13 protein-coding genes are annotated in these 19,414 nt (G+C 61.0%); 8 read left to right on the top strand and 5 right to left on the bottom strand.

Annotated elements, in window-relative coordinates; translation table 11 throughout:
* Positions 1-170: 170 nt before the first annotated feature.
* Positions 171-1,205 (bottom strand): AraC family transcriptional regulator, encoded by a 1,035-nt coding sequence (locus tag MEB48_RS03160; RefSeq protein WP_237881771.1) that lies wholly within the window; start codon positions 1,203-1,205, stop codon positions 171-173.
* Between the two features lie 355 nt (positions 1,206-1,560).
* Here MEB48_RS03160 and MEB48_RS03155 point away from each other — a divergent pair, with 355 nt between their 5' ends.
* The 8 genes from MEB48_RS03155 (at position 1,561) to MEB48_RS03120 (ending at position 14,011) form a co-directional block, all read left to right on the top strand.
* The gene (locus MEB48_RS03155) at positions 1,561-2,127 is read left to right on the top strand and encodes an RBBP9/YdeN family alpha/beta hydrolase (RefSeq protein ID WP_237881769.1); all 567 of its coding nucleotides are present in this window, start codon (positions 1,561-1,563) and stop codon (positions 2,125-2,127) included.
* Between the two features lie 127 nt (positions 2,128-2,254).
* Entirely contained in the window at positions 2,255-4,267 is a 2,013-nt protein-coding gene (locus tag MEB48_RS03150; RefSeq protein ID WP_237881767.1) for a DUF1302 domain-containing protein, read from the top strand.
* Between the two features lie 41 nt (positions 4,268-4,308).
* Complete coding sequence (locus tag MEB48_RS03145; protein ID WP_237881765.1) at positions 4,309-5,667, top strand: DUF1329 domain-containing protein; 1,359 nt, start codon at positions 4,309-4,311, stop codon at positions 5,665-5,667.
* A 150-nt stretch (positions 5,668-5,817) separates the two neighbouring features.
* Complete coding sequence (locus tag MEB48_RS03140) at positions 5,818-6,891, top strand: WD40/YVTN/BNR-like repeat-containing protein (RefSeq protein WP_237881763.1); 1,074 nt, start codon at positions 5,818-5,820, stop codon at positions 6,889-6,891.
* Between the two features lie 31 nt (positions 6,892-6,922).
* Positions 6,923-9,433, top strand: a complete 2,511-nt coding sequence (locus MEB48_RS03135) for an efflux RND transporter permease subunit (protein WP_237881761.1) — start codon at positions 6,923-6,925, stop codon at positions 9,431-9,433.
* Positions 9,434-9,440: 7 nt separating this feature from the next.
* Positions 9,441-11,219, top strand: a complete 1,779-nt coding sequence (locus MEB48_RS03130) for an acyl-CoA dehydrogenase C-terminal domain-containing protein (RefSeq protein WP_237881759.1) — start codon at positions 9,441-9,443, stop codon at positions 11,217-11,219.
* Positions 11,220-11,242: 23 nt separating this feature from the next.
* Positions 11,243-12,886, top strand: coding sequence for a fatty acid--CoA ligase (locus tag MEB48_RS03125; protein ID WP_237881757.1), 1,644 nt, complete (start codon positions 11,243-11,245; stop codon positions 12,884-12,886).
* Between the two features lie 117 nt (positions 12,887-13,003).
* A complete protein-coding gene (locus MEB48_RS03120; RefSeq protein WP_237881755.1) occupies positions 13,004-14,011 on the top strand; it encodes an Ldh family oxidoreductase in 1,008 nt (335 codons plus the stop codon).
* Between the two features lie 123 nt (positions 14,012-14,134).
* On the opposite strand, the gene MEB48_RS03115 is transcribed toward MEB48_RS03120, so the two are convergent.
* The 4 genes from MEB48_RS03115 to MEB48_RS03100 form a co-directional block, all read right to left on the bottom strand.
* A complete protein-coding gene (locus MEB48_RS03115; protein WP_237881753.1) occupies positions 14,135-15,715 on the bottom strand; it encodes an aldehyde dehydrogenase (NADP(+)) in 1,581 nt (526 codons plus the stop codon).
* A 132-nt stretch (positions 15,716-15,847) separates the two neighbouring features.
* Positions 15,848-17,245, bottom strand: a complete 1,398-nt coding sequence (gene abaF, locus MEB48_RS03110; protein ID WP_237881752.1) for a fosfomycin efflux MFS transporter AbaF — start codon at positions 17,243-17,245, stop codon at positions 15,848-15,850.
* 72 nt (positions 17,246-17,317) lie between these two features.
* A complete protein-coding gene (locus MEB48_RS03105) occupies positions 17,318-18,235 on the bottom strand; it encodes a dihydrodipicolinate synthase family protein (protein ID WP_237881750.1) in 918 nt (305 codons plus the stop codon).
* Between the two features lie 116 nt (positions 18,236-18,351).
* A complete protein-coding gene (locus tag MEB48_RS03100) occupies positions 18,352-19,380 on the bottom strand; it encodes a trans-3-hydroxy-L-proline dehydratase (RefSeq protein ID WP_237881748.1) in 1,029 nt (342 codons plus the stop codon).
* Positions 19,381-19,414: the final 34 nt, after the last annotated feature.

Genomic DNA, 19,414 nt, shown 5'->3' with positions numbered 1-19,414 from the left:
CGCGACTTAATCGCTTGTAGGATCGGGATGGGATGCTTGAAGCCTGCGGCTGTCAGAAAAGCCTTCAGGCAATGATTGTGGGGGGAAGGAGGGCGACGGGAGACGCATCCGGTAATTCGCTGCGGATTTTTTGCCCGCGCCAGCGACAGATTATTCGGAGGTCGGCTGGCTCAGGACTCTTTGAAACCAGAGAGCGATTTAGAGGTGTGCTTTTGCGCGCTGCGCCATGCGGCGGGCGGCATGCCGAATTGGGTGATGAACCAGCGTGTGAAGGAACTCGCCATGGAGTAGCCGAGCATGTCAGCGATCCGGCCCAACGAGTAATTCGGGTTTTCCAGGTAGCGCAACACCAGGTCGCGGCGCACGTCGTTGATCAGATCGTTGAAGGCACAGCCGTCATCTTTCAGGCGACGTTGCAGGGTCCGCACGTTCATGCCCTGGGTCTGAGCGATCTGCTCAATGGTAGCGCGCCCCATCGGCAGCAGCAGGTAGATGGCTTTGCGCACCTCGAACAGCATCGATGGGCCTTCATGGCTCAGCAGCGAGTCGAGGTAACTCTGGGCGTAGCGCGCCATGGCCGGGTCGGCATTGGGGTTGGTCACGTCGAGGCTGGCGTCGGAGCAGACAATGCCATTGAACTCGCTGCCGAATTCCAGCTTGCAACCAAACAGACGGCGATGCAGTTGCAGGTTGTCGGGAGGCTGGTGCGTGAAGTTGACGCTGTAGGGGTGCCAATGGGTGCCGAGCAGGGCGGCGCACAAGCGGAACATTACCCCGATGGCCAGTTCGGTGGCTTGTCGGCTGGGCATCGGCGATTCGGTGACCACCTCTTCGCGAATGATCACCATCTTGCCGGCCTCTTCAATGAAGATGGCCAGCGAATCGTTCATCAGATGCCGGTAATGCACCACGACCTGCAAGGCATCTCGTAGCGTTCGCTGATGGCTGAGCAGCAGGCTGACCACGCCGAAGTCCGAGAGCTGGCGCGACTCGGCCATGCTCAGGCCGAAGTTCTGGCAGCCACTGGCGGCGGCCGAATCTTCCAGCAGGCGCACGGCGGCATCGATGGGAATGCGATGTTCAGGGGCTTGCAACTGGGCTTTGCTCAGGCCGACAGCCGCCAGTAAATCGCGCGGGTTGAACCCCAGGTACTGGGTGACCTCCAGGTAGTTGGTCAAGACGGCGGCGCGAACAAGCTTGGGCATGCGAGGTCTTTCCTGGGCCGGTTGCGATTCAAATGAGCGTGGCGACTATATCCAGCACTTCAGCAATTGAACAGTTGTGACGTTGGCGAGGGCGCTCGGCCAATCCTGTCCCGAATCACGATCATTCTCATGGGGCAATCGACGCTCATCCATTGATTACAGTGACCCGCAGAGAAGCTGCGGGGTTTTTCGACCAATGGTCGCGGCACGCCAAACACCTGGAAAACTGTCATGAAAAGAAAAGTGCCTGACGTCCAATGAAAAGCGCCTGGGGTGGGCGCTCTTTAATGTCAGTCCTACAAAAAGCCCCTGGCGATAGAGCCAGTCGAGTCATCGAGAAAGCGAAGGTGTTGAAGTGGACAAACTGCAAACTGCCGCAACCGTTCTGATCGTACCCGGCCTGCGCGAGCACGTTGCCGAACATTGGCAAACGTTGCTTGAAGCCAGGCTGTGCAAGGTGCGCAGTGTGCCGCCGCTGGAAACCGACAAGCTCGACTGCGCCAAGCGGGTCGAAGCGATCCAGCACGCGCTGGAGCAGATCGACGGGCCGGTGATTCTGGTTGCCCACAGTGCCGGCGTGTTGATGGTCGCGCACTGGGCCGCGCAGCACAGTCGGCGGATCAAGGGCGCGCTGCTGGCCACCCCTCCAGATCTCGATGCTCATTGGCCGCAAGGCTACCCATCCGCTGAAACCCTGCGTACCCAGGGTTGGAATCCTCTACCAAAAGGGCCACTGCCGTTCCGCAGCCTGGTGGCCGCCAGTACCAACGACCACCTCGCCAGCCTGGACGCCGTCACTCGCCTGGCCGAAGGCTGGGGCAGCGAACTGCTCAACATGGGCGAGGTGGGTCATCTCAATCCGGCTGCAGGGTTTGGCCACTGGCCGCAAGCCGAAGCATTGATCCTGGAACTGGATCGCTAGTTCAGGCGCCGGTTGGCCGCATCCATCCGGCATTTGCCCTCACTCCTGAAAACGCAAACCCCTGAAACAAGAGGGTGCGCGAGGGCGGCTGCGCTTAAAACAAATACAAAAAGGCGGAGACAACGCAATGCACAACAATAAGAGTCACGGGTTCGCACCCTCGCGTTACACCTTGTTGGCCTCGGCCATTCTGGTCGCCGCCGTGCCGGTCGCCCAGGCGGTCGAACTCGACACCGGTAACCCGGACTGGACCGTGCGTTTTGACAACACCGTGAAGTACAACTACGGCGTACGCACCGAAAGCGCTGACAAGCGCATGTTGGCGACACCGAACAACAACGATGGCGACTACAACTTCCGCAAGGCCGGGACCAACATCACCAACCGTGTTGACCTGTTGACCGAAATGGATGTGGTTTACCAGAACCACATGGGCTTTCGCGTCAGTGCCGCCAGTTGGTACGACAAGGCCTACGAGAACACCGGTTCCAACTCCAACCCGTTCGTCAACGGCAATGACGCACGGTCGGGTCTGGTCGCCAACGATCCGCGCCTGGCCGGGGTCACCGGTGACAATGTCGGCAATGGCAGCCCGCACCTGAGCAACTACGCCCAGCGTTACTACACCGGTCCATCCGGCGAAATTCTCGATGCCTTCGTGTTTTACAGCACCGAAGTGGGCGAGGAGTCGCTGTTGAGCGTCAAGGCCGGTCAGCACAACGTGTTCTGGGGCGAGACCATCCTCAACCCGGTGCACTCGGTCAGCTACGGCCAGTCCGGCCTCGATCTGGCCAAACTGGCCGCGTCGCCGGGCACCGAAGCCAAGGAGCTGTTCGTCCCGCGTAACCAGTTGTCGATGTCGTTCACCGTCAATCCCGAGTTGACCGTGGGCGCTCAGTATTTCCTTGATTGGGATGCCGCCCGCCTGCCTGAAGCCGGTACTTACTATGGCGGTTCCGATCTGGTCGGCTTCGGTGCGCAGTCGTTCCTGTTGGGCAACACCAATGGCGTGGTGCCGGGCAGTCCACTGGGTTGTGGTCTGGCGCCGTGCAACGGGCTGACCAATGTGCGTCGCGGTCATGACCTGACGCCGGACAAGCGCGGCGACTGGGGCGTGATGGCCAAGTGGTCGCCGGTCTGGCTGGATGGCACCCTCGGTGTCTACTACCGCGAAACCTCGGAGATCCTGCCGCAAGCCTGGTTGAACGCCACCGGCCTGACCTCGGCCAATCCCAACGGCACCCCGCCTGCCGGCATGGTGCCCGCTGTGGTCAACACCCTCAATTCGTTGAGCACCAGCACCTATCAACTGGCCTATGCCGACAACATCAAGATCGTCGGCCTGAGTTTGTCCAAGGATGTGGGCGGAATCAGTGTGGGTTCGGACCTGAACATTCGGCACAACATGCCGCTGGCCAGTATTCCCGCCGTTGTCAGCTCGACGGGGCCGCGGGGTTTGGGCGCGGGTCTTGGGCTATTACCGGCCCGCACGGCGGCCACCGGTGTGATCTATGACACCCCGCAAAAGGGCGACAGCATGAGTGCCACCGGTGACACGTTGCACTGGACGCTCAACGGCCTGATGACCTTCCCGAAAACCCCGGTGTTCGATTCGGCCAGCCTGCTCGCCGAGTTGTACTACAGCAACTTGCTCAAGCTCGATAGCAAGAACGAAGCGCTCTACAAGGGCAAGGACACCTATCGCGGCATCGACCAGCCGACCCGGGACAACTGGGGCATCGCGGTCAATTTCACACCGACCTGGTACCAGGTGTTTCCCGGCGTCGACCTCAACGCACCGATGTCCATCAACGTCGGTCTCGACGGCGTGTCACCGGTGTCCGGTGGCGGTGCCAAAGACACCGGCAACTATGCCGTGGGCGTGGGGGCCGTTGTGTACAACAAATACTTCGTCGACCTGAAGTACGTGGACTCCTTCGGTGAGACCGACAAGTGCGATACCAGCGGTTCGAGCACCGGTGCCGCTAATGCCGGCAGCGGCGACGGCTCCACACCCAATGCCTTTAGCGGCAATGAAAACTACGCGTGTTACGGCGGCGGCTACTCGGCCTTCTCCGGTGGTGGTGCCACGACTGAGGACCGTGGCGCCGTTTACCTGACGATGAAAACCACTTTTTGATGCACCACTGATTTGCTCAATGCAAGCAGGAGAATAACAAGATGAAATTCGCAAAAACCGTGTTGGCCGCTTCGCTGGCCATGATCCTTGCCGCCCAGGCACAGGCCGCTGTTTCAACCCAGGACGCTGCCAAATTGGGCAGTAGCCTGACCCTGGTGGGCGCCGAGAAGGCCGGGAACGCTGATGGTTCCATTCCCGCCTATGACGGTGGCCTGACCACGCCGCCGGCCAGTTTCAAATCCGGTGACAGCATGCGTCCGGATCCCTTCGCCAACGAAAAACCGTTGCTGGTGATCGACGGCAAGAACGTCGATCAGTACAAGGGCTTGCTCACTGCAACCACGGCGGAACTGGCCAAACGTTTCCCAAGCTTCCACGTCAATGTCTACCCGACCCACCGTACAGTCTCTTTGCCCAAGGCTGTGCTGGACAATGGCGTGAAAAACGCCACCGGCGCCAAGTCCCTTGAGGGCGGGTTGGCCATCGATAACGTACTGCCCGGTGTGCCGTTCCCGATTCCGCAGTCGGGCAACGAGGCGATGTGGAACTTCCTGTTGCGTTTTCAGGGGGTCAACATCAACTCCAAGTACGACTCCTGGAACGTCGACTCCGCAGGCATTGCGAGTCTGGCGATTACCGGGCAGGCATCCATTTCCTATCCGATCTACGAGAACCTCACGCAGCCGATCAGCAGCGCCGACGTCTACTATCAAATGAAGTTGTCCTATACCGGCCCGGCACGCCGGGCCGGCGAAGCAATAATGCTCAAGGACGCGGCCAACCCGTTGCAGCAGCCACGCCGCGCCTGGCAATACTTGCCTGGCCAGCGTCGGGTCAAGCTGGCACCGAACCTGGCTTACGACACGCCTAACCCTGGCACCGCCGGCGCGGGTACCTACGATGATGTTTTCGTGTTCAACGGTGCCCTGGACCGTTACGACTGGAAGCTGGTGGGCAAGCAGGAAATGATCGTGCCCTACAACACCTACAAACTGACCTATGCCCAGGACCCCAAGGCGCTGACCACCGCCAATCACCTGGCACCGGATTACGTGCGTTGGGAAAAACACCGGGTCTGGGTGGTGGAGGGCAATCTCAAGTCCGGCGCCCGGCACATCTATCAGAAGCGTCGCTTCTACCTCGATGAAGACAGCTGGACCGCTCTGGCTTCCGACCAATACGACGCCCGTGGTCAGCTGTACCGTGGCTCTTTCGCGTTCCTCAGCCAGAGCTATGACAAGCAAACCCCGGACTCCACGCCCTTCATGATCTACGACCTCGTGGGTGGTTCCTACAACATCAATGGCGTGGTCGGGCCTTACGGCGGCATCAAGTACATCGATCCGCTTTCCAAGGCGCAGTGGTCGCCGGAGTCCCTGGCCGGTGCCGGGATTCGCTAAGCAAACCGTGAAAAAGCGTCCGTTCGGTTCGCTGCCTGCAAGGCAGGGGACCGCACGACGGTCGGCGCATGCCGATCGTTTCGGACGTCTGGTTGGAATGTCAGGCACACGGACGTGTGTCCCGGCGCGGTTATCCGAAGAGGACGCGGTATGTGTTCGTATAAAAATTACCTGCAGCTGGCGCTCGGCGTTGTGCTTGCAATGTTGCAGGGCCTGAGCCAGGCATCCGGTTATGTCGACGTGCTGGATCTGCCGGCCAGAGTCAGCGCCTTGGCCGCCAACAGCCCGTTATCCGGCATGGCCCGCGCCGGCGACCGCTTGGTCGCAGTCGGGCAGCGTGGCCACATTCTGTTTTCCGATGACGTCGGCAAACACTGGCAACAGGCAGCGGTGCCGGTCAGTGCCGACCTCAATGCCGTGAGTTTTCCTTCCGCTACCCAAGGCTGGGCGGTGGGCGGTGACGGCGTGGTATTGCACAGCAGTGATGCGGGTGCGACCTGGCACAAGCAACTGGACGGTCGCCAGATCGGTGCCTTGCTGGTCAAGCATTACGGCGCGTTGGCCCGTGCAGAACCGGGCAACGAACAATGGCCACTGCTGGTCACCGAAGGTGAGCGCCTGGTGGCGCAGGGCGCCGACAAACCCTTGCTCGATGTCTGGTTCGCCAACGACCGCCTCGGCTATGTGGTCGGGGTGTTCAACCTGATCCTGCGCACCGAGGATGGCGGCCAGAGCTGGACACCGTTCCAGGACCGCACCGACAACCCGCAGGGCTTTCACCTCAACGCCATCGCCTCCACCGGCGATGCGCTGTACATCGCCGGCGAGCAGGGCTTGTTGCTCAAATGGGATGACGCCCAACAGCGGTTCGCCGCCGTGCAGACACCCTATCAGGGCAGTTTTTTCGGCGTGCTCGGCAAGCCCGGGGAAGCGCTCGTCTACGGCTTGCGCGGCAATGTGCTGCGCAGCACCGATGGCGGTCGCAGCTGGACTCCGCTGGACAGTGGCCTGCACGTCAGCATCACCGCCGGCCTCGTGGATGCCAATGGTAATTATCGCTTGTTCACTCAGGGCGGGCAGATGCTGGTCAGCCAGGATGCAGGCGCGCAATTGCATCTGGTTCAGCAGCCGGCACCGACACCGGTGACCGGCGCCACTCAGTCCGCCGACGGTGCGCTGGTGGTCGTTGGCAGCCGTGGTGCACGGACGCTGTCCGTTGAATAAGCCCTCGAACCCTTAGAGCGAGAACCCAGACATGGGCCATACCAAACAAGAAACCATGCCGGTGATCCGCGATCTGCGGGACTTCGATCGCCATTCCGGCAACCTGCTTGAGCGACTGGTATTCAACTACCGTCCGCTGTTCATGCTGCTGATGGCGCTGGCCACCGTGGTGTTGGGCTACATGGCCGCGACTCGCCTGGAGCTGCGCCCCAGCTTCGAAAAGATGATTCCGCAGAGCCAGCCATACATCCAGAACTTCCTGGAAAACCGCCAGTCGTTGCGCGGTCTGGGCAACTCGGTGCGGGTGGTGGTGGAGAACACCCAGGGCGACATCTTCGACCCCGCTTACCTGGACGTGCTCAAACAGGTCAACGACAAATTGTTCCTCACCGAAGGCGTTGACCGCGCCTGGATGAAGTCGTTGTGGAGCCCGGCAGTGCGCTGGACCGAAGTCACCGAGCAAGGTTTCCAGGGTGGCCCGGTGATGCCCGATACCTATCAGGGCAAGCCTGAAGAAATAGAACAGCTGCGCCAGAACATTTCCCGCGCTGGCATCGTCGGCAGTCTGGTGGCCAGCGACTACAAATCGACCATGCTGATCGTGCCCCTGCTGGACAAGGCCACGGCCAGCGGTCAGCGCATCGACTACCACGCCTTTTCGCAAATGCTCGAAGAGCAATTGCGCGACCAGATCGAATTCGCCGGTGACAGCGCTGCGCGCAAGGCCGGGGAGGAGGGCAAGGGCCAGTACAAAGTCCGGGTGATCGGCTTCGCCAAACTGATGGGCGACCTGATCGACGGGCTGATTCAGGTGATGATGTTCTTCGGCCTGGCCGTCGCCACTTCGCTGATCATCATTTACGCCTACACCCGATGCGTGCGCAGCACCTTGCTGGTGGTCGGCTGCTCGCTGATTGCGGTGGTCTGGCAACTGGGCATCGTCGCCTGGCTGGGTTATGCCATCGACCCGTACTCGGTGCTGGTGCCTTTCCTGATCTTCGCCATCGGTGTGTCCCACGCGGCGCAGAAGATGAACGGCATCATGCAGGACATCGCCCGTGGCACCCACAAACTGATCGCCGCACGCTACACCTTCCGCCGCCTGTTCATTGCTGGCGTCACCGCGCTGCTGGCCGACGCCGTCGGGTTCGCGGTGCTGATGCTGATCGACATTCCGGTGATTCGCGACTTGGCGATCACCGCCAGTATTGGTGTGGCGGTGCTGATTTTCACCTCGCTGTTGCTGATGCCGGTGGCGCTGTCTTATGTCGGCGTCGGCGCCAAGGCTGCCGAGCGTGCGCTGAAAATCGACACGCGTGCAGAAGGGCACAAAGGCTTCGGCAAACTGTGGGACTTGCTCGACCGCTTCACCACGGCCAAATGGGCCACGGGGGCGGTATTGGTCGCGGCACTGATGGGCATCGGCGGCTTCATGGTCAGCCTGAACCTGAAGATCGGCGACCTGGAAAGCGGTGCGCCGGAGTTGCGTGCCGATTCTCGCTATAACCGTGACAACGCCTACATCACCAGCCATTACGCGCTGTCTAGCGACCTGTTCGCGGTGATGATCAAGACTGCGCCGGAAGGCTGCTTGAACTACAAGACGCTGGTCCTCGCCGACCGTCTGGCCTGGGAGCTGCAGCAGTATCCGGGCGTGCAGGCGACGGCTTCACTGGTCAACGCGGTGCGCCAGATCACCGCCGGTACTTATGAAGGCAACCCCAAGCTCAACAGCATCCAGCGCAATCAGGACGTGCTGAACTACGCCGCCCAGCAAGCCTCGGTCAACTCCCCGGAGTTGTTCAACACTGATTGTTCGCTGATGCCGGTGATCACCTTTCTCAAAGATCACAAGGCCGAAACCCTGGATGCCGTGGTGGGCATCGCCGAAAAGTTCGCCCGGGAGAACAACAGCGAAGATCGCCAGTTCCTGCTGGCGGCAGGGTCGGCCGGGATTGAAGCAGCGACCAACATTGTGGTGCGCGAGGCCAATCGCACCATGCTGCTTTACGTTTACGCAGCGGTGACGCTGTTCTGCCTGATCACCTTCCGCAGTTGGCGCGCGACCCTGGTGGCGCTATTGCCGCTGGTCCTGACTTCGATCCTTTGCGAGGCGTTGATGGTGGCCATGGGCATTGGCGTCAAGGTCGCGACCCTGCCGGTGATCGCCCTCGGCGTGGGCATCGGCGTGGACTACGCCCTGTACTTGCTCAGCGTGCAACTGCATTTCCAGCGTCAGGGTTTGCCGTTGTCCCAGGCCTACCGCAACGCCGTGTCGTTCACAGGCAGAGTGGTCGGTCTGGTGGGCATCACCCTCGCGGCGGGCGTGGTGTGCTGGGTCTGGTCACCCATCAAGTTCCAGGCCGACATGGGCATCCTGCTGACCTTCATGTTCCTGTGGAACATGCTCGGCGCGCTGATCCTGATTCCGGCCCTGTCGTACTTCCTGCTGCGCGAACGGGCCCCTGAGCCTGCTCCCGTTGCGTCAACCGAAACCACTGAACGTCCCGGCATGCCACATGCCCTGACCACTTCCGAGTAAGCCAACGATGTCTGATTACAAAGCTCCTTTGCGCGACATGCACTTCGTACTCAATGAGGTTTTTCAGGTGTCCCGGCTGTGGGCAAAATTGCCTGGCCTGGCCGAGGTGATTGATGAAGAAACCGCCGCCGCCATTCTTGAAGAGGCCGGCAAGATCAGCGCCGAAGTGGTCGCGCCGCTGAACCGCAGCAGCGACGAACAGGGCTGCACCTGGAACAACGGCGCAGTCCAGGCGCCGGATGGTTTTATTGCCGCCTATCAGGCATTCGCCGAAGGCGGTTGGGTGGGGGTTGGCGGTGATCCGCAGTTCGGTGGCATGGGCATGCCCAAGGCGATTTCGGCTCAGGTCGAGGAGATGATCAACTCGGCGAGTCTGTCGTTCGGCTTGTACCCGATGCTGACAGCTGGTGCGTGCCTGTCGATCAATGCCCACGCCAGTCAGGAACTCAAACAACGCTATCTGCCGAACATGTACGCCGGCACCTGGACCGGTTCGATGTGCCTGACCGAGGCGCATGCCGGCACTGACCTGGGCCTGATACGCACTCGAGCCGAACCTCAGGCCGATGGCAGTTTCAAGATCAGCGGCAGCAAGATCTTCATCACCGGTGGCGAGCACGACCTGACCGAAAACATCATTCATTTGGTGCTCGCCCGATTGCCGGATGCACCGGCCGGTCCCAAGGGTATTTCGCTGTTTCTGGTGCCCAAGGTGCTGGTCAATGATGATGGCTCGCTGGGCGAGCGCAACGCGCTGTCCTGCGGTTCCATCGAGCACAAGATGGGCATCAAGGCCTCCGCCACTTGCGTGATGAACTTTGACGGGGCGACTGGCTGGATCGTCGATGCGCCGAACAAAGGCCTGGCGGCAATGTTTACCATGATGAATTACGAACGCCTTGGCGTGGGCATCCAGGGCCTGGCGTTGGGTGAGCGCTCGTATCAGAACGCGGTCGAATACGCCCGTGACCGTTTGCAAAGCCGTTCACCGACCGGCGCGCAGAACAAGGACAAGGCCGCCGACCCGATCATCGTGCACCCGGATGTGCGGCGCATGCTGTTGACCATGAAAGCCTTGAACGAGGGTGGGCGTGCGTTCTCCAGCTACGTGGCGCTGCAACTGGATACCGCCAAGTACAGCGATGACGCGGCAACCCGCACCCGCGCCCAGGAACTGGTGTCGCTGCTGACCCCGGTGGCCAAGGCGTTCCTCACCGACATGGGGCTGGAAACCACGGTGCACGGCCAGCAGATCTTCGGCGGCCACGGCTACATCCGCGAGTGGGGCCAGGAGCAACTGGTTCGCGATGTGCGCATCACGCAGATCTACGAAGGCACCAACGGTATCCAGTCACTGGACCTGGCCGGCCGCAAAATCGTTGGCAGCGGCGGGGCGCTCTACCGTCTGTTCGCGTCGGAAATCCGAAAGTTTACCGCCAATGCCTGTGCCGACCTCGGCGAGTTCACCAAACCGTTGAATGCCGCCGTGGACACCCTCGACGAACTGACCGCGTGGTTGCTGGATCGGGCACAGCACAACCCGAATGAAGTCGGCGCGGCTTCGGTCGAATACCTGCACGTGTTCGGCTACACCGCGTACGCCTACATGTGGACGCGAATGGCCAAAGCCGCCATGAGCACGCATTCCCAGGACGATTTTTATGCCAGCAAACTGGCCACCGCGCGCTTCTACTTCGCTCGCCTGCTGCCGCGCATCCACTCGTTGAGCGCCTCGGTCAAGGCCGGTAGCGAATCCCTCTACGAGCTGGAAGCAGCGCACTTCTGATCGAAGGACAAGGAACCCCAACCATGATGGCGACAAAAATAATTCCGCCCGCCGACGGCGCCTATGCCTATCCCTTGCTGATCAAGCAATTATTGCTGTCCGGCGTACGTTACGAACCGGGTCGGGAAATCGTCTACGCCGACAAATTGCGCTACAGCTACCAGACCCTCAACCAACGAATCCGCAGGCTGGCCAACGCCTTGACCGCTGCCGGCGTCAAGGCCGGGGATACCGTGGCCTTGCTCGACTGGGACAGCCACCGCTACCTGGAATGCTTCTTTGCCGTACCGATGATCGGCGCGGTGCTGCATACCGTGAACATTCGTCTTTCGCCGGATCAGGTGCTCTTCACCATGAACCATGCCGAGGACGACCTGGTGCTGGTGCATGATGATTTCCTGCCGCTGGTTGAACAGATTCAGGGCCGGCTTGAAACCGTCAAAGGTTACCTGCAGCTCACGGACGACACAGCAATCGATACGTGGTTACCAGTGCTGGGGGAATATGAAAACGTATTATCCAGAGCCTCCGACCAGTACGAGTTTCCCGATTTCGATGAAAACTCGGTGGCGACCCTTTTCTACACCACGGGCACCACGGGCGACCCTAAAGGCGTGTATTTCACCCACCGCCAATTGGTCCTGCACACCTTGAATGCCGTGGGCACTTTGGGCGTCTATCAAGGCCTGCCGTTGCTGCGTTCCGATGATGTGTACATGCCCATCACCCCGATGTTTCACGTGCATGCCTGGGGAGTGCCTTATGTCGCCACCCTGATGGGGCTCAAGCAGGTGTACCCCGGCCGCTACGAACCCAACAGCCTGGTCAGGTTGTATCGTGAGGAAAAGGTCACTTTTTCCCATTGCGTGCCGACCATTCTGCAAATGATCCTGAGCTGCGAAGAAGCAGCACAGACCCGTTTCGATGGCTGGAAAATGCTCTTGGGTGGCAGCGCGCTGACGCTGGGCATTGCCAGCGAAGCGAGTGCCAAAGGTATTCAGGTGCACAGCGGTTATGGCATGTCGGAAACCTGCCCGTTGCTGTGTCTGACGTACCTGCGTGATGAAGACCTCGAACAATCCACGCAAGCCCAACTGGCCACCCGCATCAAGACGGGCACGCCGGTGCCGATGGTCGACCTGAAAATCATCGATGCCAATGGCAATGACGTTGCCCATGACGGCGAGTCTCTGGGCGAGATCGTGGTGCGCGCACCCTGGCTGACCCAAGGCTATTTGAAGGCGCCCGAAAAGGGTGCCGAGCTTTGGCACAACGGCTGGATGCACACTGGCGATCTGGCCTCTATCGACGTTTTGGGAGGGGTGGAAATCAAAGACCGAATCAAGGATGTCATCAAGACGGGCGGGGAGTGGATCAGCTCACTGGAACTGGAAAGCCTGATCAGCGAACACGCGACGGTGATGTCGGTCGCGGTCGTGGGCATTGCCGATGAGCAATGGGGCGAACGGCCGATGGCGCTGGTGGTGTGCGAGCCGGGGCAGTATCTCGACAGCAAGATTTTGGAGGTGCATCTGCAAGGGTTTGTCGAGCGTGGCCGCATCAACAAATGGGCGATCCCCAAGCAGTTCAAGTTCGTCGCCCAGATTCCTAAAACCAGCGTGGGGAAGATTGATAAGAAGCTGATTCGGCAAAGCGAATCGAGGTGAAAGGCACGGCGCCCCATCGCTAACCCTGTGCCAATTTCGTCATCCCTTGCGCCCAAACCCATCAAGCCACACCTCTGCGGATAGACCACCCTGACCGGTCTGTCCTGGGAGATGAGCATGATTCGACTGACTCTGATCGAAGCCTATGAACTGGCCGAATCGATCCTGTTGCACAACGGTTTTAATCTGGCCCACGCGCAAGCGGTGGCGGCGACGGTGGTTGCCGGCGAGCGCGATGGCTGTGCCTCCCACGGTTTGTACCGGATTCTGGGCTGCGTGAATTCCCTGCGAGCCGGCAAGGTGTCGGCCGATGCCGAACCGCAGGTGATCGACCAGGCGCCGTCGATCGTGCGGGTGGATGCCGCGGGTGGTTTCTCGCAGTTGGCGTTTCAGGCGGGGCTTGGGTTGCTGACGGAGAAAACCCGGGCCAACGGGATTGCGGCGTTGGCGATCAATCGCTGTGTGCATTTCTCGGCGCTGTGGGTGGAGATCGAGCAGTTGACCGCCATTGGTTTGGTGGCGCTGGCGTGTAATCCGAGTCATGCCTGGGTGGCACCCGCCGGGGGACGCGTGCCGGTGTTCGGCACCAATCCCATTGCCTTTGGCTGGCCGCGGGCGGGGCAGGATCCATTTGTGTTCGACTTCGCCACCAGTGCGATTGCCCGTGGCGATATCGAGTTGCATCGGCGTGCGGGCAAGGCGATTCCCGAGGGGTGGGGTGTAGACGCTGAAGGTCGGCCGAGTACCGACGCCAATGTGGTGCTCGACGGCGGCGCGATGCTGACTTTCGGTGGGCACAAGGGCTCGGCGCTGGCGGCGATGGTGGAGTTGATCGCCGGGCCTTTGATCGGTGATTTGACCAGTGCCGAGTCGCTGGCCTATGACGCGGGCAGCCAGTCGTCGCCGTACCATGGCGAGTTGATCATTGCGCTGGACCCGCGGCGTTTTCTGGGAGCGGCCACTGAGGAACATTTGGCCCGGGCCGAGGTGTTGTTTCAGGGCATTGAAGGGCAGGGCGCACGCTTGCCATCGCAACGGCGTTATGCGGCGCGGGCACGCAGTGTGGTGGAGGGGGTGCAGATTCCCGAGGCACTGTACAACGACCTGAAAGCACTGCTTGCCTGAAACGAAATACCCAACCCTGTGGGAGCGGGCTTGCTCGCGAAGGCGGTGTGTCAGGCAATGCAAATGCCGACTGACACTCCGCTTTCGCGAGCAAGCCCGCTCCCACAGTTTTTCGAGTGTTTTTTAAATCGGGTCGCGCTGGTTGATGCCGTCAACGAGTCGCGCAATACCCAATAGGTTCGCATTTTTCAGGGCAGCGGGCAGCAACGCGTCCGGGCAGTTCTGGTAGCACACCGGGCGCAGAAAGCGCTCGATGGCCAGGCTGCCGACCGAAGTGCCACGGGCATCGGAGGTCGCCGGGTAGGGCCCGCCATGCACCATGGCATCGCAGACTTCGACGCCAGTGGGGTAGCCGTTGAACAGCACACGGCCGACCTTTTGTTCCAGCAGCACCAGCAGATCGGCGTGTTCCTTCAGGTCCTGTGCTTCGCCAATCAACGTGGCGGTGAGTTGACCGTGCAAACTGTTCAGCGCCTGTCGCAACTCGACCTTGTCGGCCACCTCGATGACGAGTGTGGTCGGGCCGAACACTTCTTCCTGCAACAGCGGATCACCCTTGAGCAGCAGACTGACGTCGGCCTTGAACAGTTGCGGCCGCGCCTGATTGCCGTGCTGATCCTGGCCCGCCAGGCGGGTGATTCCCGGATGGTCGAGCAAGGCCTGCACACCTTTTTCATAGCTGCCGAGGGTGCCGGCATTGAGCATGGTTTGCGCCGGTTGTTCTGCCATCAAGGCACTGAGCCGCGCGATGAAAGCGTTGAACTGGGGTGAGCGCATACCGATCACCAACCCCGGATTGGTACAGAACTGACCACAACCCTGGACCACCGACGCCACCAGTTCACCAGCGATTTTCTCGCCACGCACAAGCAGGGCTTCAGGCAGTACCAGCACCGGGTTGATGCTGCTCATTTCGGCAAACACCGGGATCGGTTGCGGCCGGGCGGCGGCCATGTCACAGAGGGCGCGACCGCCTTTCAGCGAGCCGGTGAAACCGACGGCCTGGATCGCCGGATGCTTGACCAGCGCTTCACCAACGCCCGCGCCGTAGATCATGTTGAACACACCTTTGGGCATGTCGGTTTGCTCGGCGGCGCGGATGATCGCATCGGCCACGCGCTCGGCGGTCGCCATGTGTCCGCTGTGGGCCTTGAACACCACCGGGCAACCGGCGGCCAGGGCGGCAGCGGTGTCACCGCCGGCGGTGGAAAAGGCCAGCGGGAAATTACTGGCGCCGAACACAGCCACCGGACCGACACCGATCCGGTATTGGCGCAGGTCAACCCGTGGCAATGGCTGACGTTCGGGCAACGCGCGGTCGATGCGCGCACCATAGAAATCGCCCCGGCGCAGCACCTGAGCGAACAGGCGCATCTGGCCGCTGGTACGGCTGCGCTCACCTTGAATGCGCCCGGTCGGCAGGGCGGTTTCGCAGGTGACCAGAGCGACCAATTCATCATCCAGCGCATCCAGTTGCGTGGCGATGGCCTCAAGAAATTCTGCACGGCGAGTTGCCGGCAAGTTGCGAAAGGCCGGGTAAGCGGCAGCAGCGGCCTGGGCGGCGGCGTCCACTTCTTCCACGGTGGCTTGCATGAAAGAGAAGGGCAGCGCTTCACCGGTACTGGCGTCGTGACTGTGCAGGGTGATGCTGCCAGCGGCGCTACGCGCACCGCCGATGTAGTTGTGGCCGATGATCTCGGGCATGGAAAACTCCTGTCGAAAAAGTGAGGTCCTTGTAGGAGCGAGGCTTGCCCGCGAAGACGGCGTGTCAGTCGACATCGATGTTGAATGTGATGGCGCCTTCGCGGGCAAGCCTCGCTCCTACAGGTCTGTGGCTCAAACCAACGAATCACCCCCACGGGCCATGGCCGGCGCGCCGCCATCCAAGGCAGCAATCCGCGCAGCAGATTCGGCATCCACCTGATGCAACGACTTGCCACGGGTTTCCCGGGTCAGGCCGACGGCGACGATGGAAATCAACGCGGCGCCCACCAGGTACCAGGCAATGGGTGTCGAGCTTTGATATTTGTTGAGCAGGGTGATGGCGATCAGCGGAGCCAGGGAACCGGCGAAGATTGGCGCCACCTGGTAGCACAGTGAAAGTGCGGTGTAGCGCACATGGGTCGGGAACATTTCGGCCATCAGCGCCGAGTAGGGCGCATAGGTCATCGACTCGATGCCCAGGCCCAGAATGATCGCCGCCATGATCAGCCAGTTATTGCCGGTGTCCATCATCGGGAAACCGATAAAGCCCCAGAACGCAGTGAGCACCGCGCCGGTCAGGTAAATCGGTTTGCGCCCGACGATATCCGACAGATAACCCATCAACGGAATCAGGAAGAAGTGCACCAAGTGCGCGCCGAACATCAGCAGCAGAACTTCCGAGGTGTCCTTGTGCACCACCAGTTTCAGGTAAGTGATCGAAAAGGTGACCACGGTGTAATAGAGGATGTTCTCGGCAAAGCGTGCGCCAATCCCGACCAACACGGCGCGCCAGTGATGGCGCAGCACTTCGACCACGCCCAGCTGTTGCTGCTGGGTCTGTGCCTGACGGGCCTGGGCTTGTTTGAAGATCGGCGCGTCGTCGACGCTGGTGCGAATCCAGTAGCCGATCAGCACCACCACCGCCGAGAACCAGAACGCCACGCGCCAGCCCCAGGCGAGGAATTGTTCCTCCGACAGGTTCGACGACAACAGCAACAGCGCGACCGTGGCCACCAGGTTGCCGGCCGGCACCCCGGCTTGTGGCCAACTCGCCCAGAAGCCGCGACGGTTGTCGGGGCAGTGTTCGGACACCAGCAAAATCGCGCCGCCCCATTCACCGCCAAAGGCAAAGCCCTGGATCAGCCGCAGCAGCACCAATAACACTGGCGCGGCGTAACCGATGCTGTCGAAGCCCGGCAGGCATCCCATCAGAAAGGTCGTGACGCCGACTACCACCAGGCTCAGTTGCAGCAGGCGTTTTCGGCCGAATTTGTCACCATAGTGACCAAACACCAGACCGCCCAATGGACGAGCGAGAAAGCCGACCGCGTACAAGGCGAAGGCGGCGATGATGCCGTCGATGGGGCTGTCGGTCTGGCGGAAAAACAACTGGCCGAAAACCAGTGCCGAGGCGGTGCCATAGAGAAAGAATTCATACCACTCGGCAACGGTGCCGGCCATGGCGGCGGCCACTACGCGTTTGAGTCCCGAGGGGGTGGTTGCGCTTTGCGTGTGTAGAGGATTGGACATGCTGGCGTTTCCTGTAGAGGCGCAAAAACAGGCAGCCGGGCCGGGTCTGCAAAGAACTCGCCCGGCAATCACTCAGAGACCGACGTCTGGCAACTCCGGACGGTTGGCCAAGGCCTTGGCCATGATCTGCTCGACGAACACCCGATCGGCTTCCGGCAGGGCCAGGCGTGGCGGACGGGTCAGCGCGCTGCCGCGACCGGCGATGGCTTCACAGAGCTTGATGCACTGCACCAGGTCGGCACGGGCATCGAGGTGCAGGATCGGCATCAGCCATTCGTAGATCGGCATGGCTTCGGCGAAGCGACCGGCCTTGGCCAGGCGGAAGATGGTTTCGCCCTCTTTGGGGAACACGTTCGACATGCCCGAAACCCAGCCTTCGGCACCGACCGCGATGCTTTCCAGCACCACGTCATCGAGACCTGCGAACAGCACGAAACGGTCGCCGACTTCATTGCGCACGTCGATGAAACGACGGGTATCACCGGACGAATCCTTGAAGCACACCACGTTGTCGCAGTCAGCCAGGGAAATCAGGATGTCCGGGGTGACGTCGTTTTTGTAGATCGGCGGGTTGTTGTAGACCATCAGCGGAACGTCGGCATTTTTTGCCACGTAGCGGTAGTGCTCGGCAGTCTCGAACGGCTTGGAGCCGTAGACCAGCGCCGGCATCAGCATCACGCCGTCGACGCCGACCCGGCGCACTGCATTGGCGACCTTGGCCGCTTGCACGCTGGTGAATTCGGCCACACCGCAGATCACTGGCACGCGGCCCCGGGAGGCGTCGACCGCGACTTCGGTCACGGCGATTTTTTCTTCGGCGCTCAATGAGGTGTTTTCCCCCACCGAACCGCACACCACCAGGCCTGATACGCCGTCACGGATCACGTTGGAAATCACCTGATGGGTTTTTTCCAGGTTAATGGAGAAGTCATCGTTGAATTGAGTGGTCACCGCGGGGAAGACGCCACTCCAGTTAATACGTTTGCTCATTGTTGCCTCCGGTTCGTTAATTGTATTTCGTATACGATATTTTAAGTGCCAGGGATTCGGCTAGTGTTTTTTTCAATTAGTCAGGGGTTTTTGGTAGTCGTTGGTCTGGGTCAGTTTCAGGCACCCGGCCAAGTGTCTGACAGGCGATAGCCCTGTGGCCACGGATCGCACGGATCGAGCAGCAATTGGTGGGTGCCGGTGATCCAGGCCCGGCCGGAAATGCACGGATAGATCGCTGGACGTCCGGCTACTTCGGTCAACGAATCGATGCGGCAGTGGAATTCGGAACCGATGATCGAACGCCCAATAAAGCGCTCGCCCACCTGCATCAACCCCTTGGCCTGCAGCACCGCCATACGCGCCGAGCAGCCAGTGCCGGTAGGCGAGCGGTCAATCTTGCCGGGTTGAATCACCACCGCGTTGGCGCCAGTGGCGATGCCATTTTCAACGACGATGGGCGCGGCAATCTGGCAGAAGGAAATATGTGACCACTCCGGGTTCAGCGGATGGACGAAGCCCAATTGTTCATTGGCCGCGCGAGTGATTTTCAGCCCGACCGCCACCAGGTCGGCGGCCTCATCAGGGCGGATGGAAAAGCCCAACCCCTTGGCGTCGGCGATCACAAAACTGTCGCCGCCATACGCAGTGTCGACCTGCAACGAGCCGAGGCCTTCGACTTCGATCCAGGCGTCGAGGCGATCAGCGAAAGAGGGCACGTTCTTGATTTCCACCCGCTCGACCTTGCCATCACGGCAATCGGCCACGGCCTCGATCAGGCCGCCGGGCGCTTCGAGCACCAGTCGGGTTTGCGGTTCGGTCATCGGCAGGATGCCGCTGTCGAGCAGCACGGTGGCGACGCACAGCGAATTGGAGCCGGACATCGGTGGCGTGTCCGCCGGCTCCATGATGATCCACGCCATTTGTGCCCGAGGATCCTTGGCCGGCACCAGCAGATTGACGTGACGGAACACGCCGCCGCGCGGCTCGTTGAGCACGAAGTTGCGCAGTGTTTGGTCCTTGGCGATCCAGCGCGATTGCTCCCACACAGTGGCGCCCGGTGGTGGGGCGACGCCGCCGACGATCACATCGCCGACTTCGCCTTCGGCGTGGCAGCTGACTACATGAATCACTTTCGATGAGCGCATTGTCTGCTCCTTGTTTTGTCTGTTAGGGCCCCTT

The organism is Pseudomonas sp. PGPR40 (assembly GCF_022014505.1).
In the GTDB taxonomy this organism is placed as follows: domain Bacteria; phylum Pseudomonadota; class Gammaproteobacteria; order Pseudomonadales; family Pseudomonadaceae; genus Aquipseudomonas.
The sequence above is the reverse complement of the archived record's forward strand: the minus strand, read 5'-3'. Positions and strand labels throughout refer to the sequence as shown.